The organism is Thermogutta sp. (genome assembly GCF_014359955.1).
GTDB lineage: Bacteria > Planctomycetota > Planctomycetia > Pirellulales > Thermoguttaceae > Thermogutta.
On record NZ_JACIYL010000985.1, the window covers coordinates 1 to 1,404 of the forward strand.

Here is a 1,404-nt window from a genome sequence, read left to right on the forward strand (position 1 = left end):
CCGCATGGACGTTAGCGGGAATCTTCTCACTAGGTCTGGCTGTGAGACTGATTGCGGTTTGTCTTTGGGGGTGGCGATTTGGCGGCGGATTCGTCTTCGGTGATAGCGAGAGCTACTGGCATCTTGCACGAGCTCTCGCACGGGGAGAGCCCTATCAGTACGGGGTCACCGGGGCCATTTTTCGTACGCCGGGATACCCGCTGCTCCTGGCCCCCCTGTTTCTCGCCTTTGATCATCCGCCCATCTGGCTGGCACGCGTCGAAGGTGCCGTGTTAGGCGCTGTGACCGCGGTGTTGGTCTGTGTGTGGGGAAAAGAGCTGTTTGGCAGACATGCGGGGATTCTGGCGGGAATTTTGGCGGCCCTGCACCCCGAATTGATCCTGGGATCCGTTCCCGTGTTGAGCGAAGCGGGCTTCGTGCCGGCGTGGGTACTGGGGATGTTTTTCTTCGCTCGCAGTTGCAGACAAACGGACCCCGGTCAAATCCGCGTTTGGCGATCTGCGTTCGGTGCCGGCGTCGCATTCGGGCTGGCCACATTGATGCGCCCCAGTGCCCTATTGTGGCTTCCGTTTCTGGCGGTCGTCCAGCTCCTGATATGGCGGCGTCTCCTGCCGTCCTGGCGGGGCTGGGCTGGCATTGTTGCGGGATTTGTGCTGGTCATGTCCCCGTGGTGGGTTCGTAACTACTGTTTGACGGGAAGGATCATTTTGACGACCACTCAAGTGGGGGCAAGCCTCTACGATGGCTGGAACCCGCGGGCCGACGGCAGCAGTAACATGGATTTCGTGCCTGAGAAATTACGGGAGGTGCAACGCAGATATCCTGATGCTGATCCCCTCTTCTGGGAGTTGGAGCTGGACCGCCAACTGAAACGCGAGGCCGTGAGGTGGGCAATCGAGAATCCTGCAACTGTCCTCTGGCTCGCATTCGTAAAGTTTCGTCGCTTCTGGAATGTTGTGCCCAACGATCCGGGTTTCAACGTCTTTCCGGTGAATTTGACGATGGCGCTTACCGCCGTGGCGACCTTCGCTCTGGCGATTGTGGGCGCGCTCCGGGGCTTCAGACACCCTGTGGTATTGATGACGTGTATCTTGCCGGCCGTCTATTTCACGCTTTTGCATGTGGTTTTTGTGTCTTCGCTGCGATATCGCATGCCGGTGGTGCCAGGACTGATCGTTTTGGCAAGCGCCGCGTTGGTACCACGGCTGTGTCTGCCCCTGGGCAATAAAGATGCTTAGCTCAATTAGAATGGCCGCGAAGGGGGAGGATGAGAGATGCGATGGAAGCAGGAATTAACGAGCGGGAAGGTGAACAACGTGGTGTGAAACAATTAACTCCATTTACGCCACAGGGAAACGCCCAACGTTGCTTTGGAAAAAACGAGGGCTGTTCCATGTGGCGAAA

The 1,404-nt window shown here is 57.8% G+C and carries 1 protein-coding gene; it reads left to right on the plus strand.

What is annotated here, in order from left to right; all coding sequences use genetic code 11:
- Positions 1-1,238: glycosyltransferase family 39 protein (locus tag H5U08_RS18765; RefSeq protein WP_297036673.1), on the plus strand; the 1,238-nt coding region annotated here is incomplete at its 5' end.
- Between the last annotated feature and the right edge of the window lie 166 nt (positions 1,239-1,404).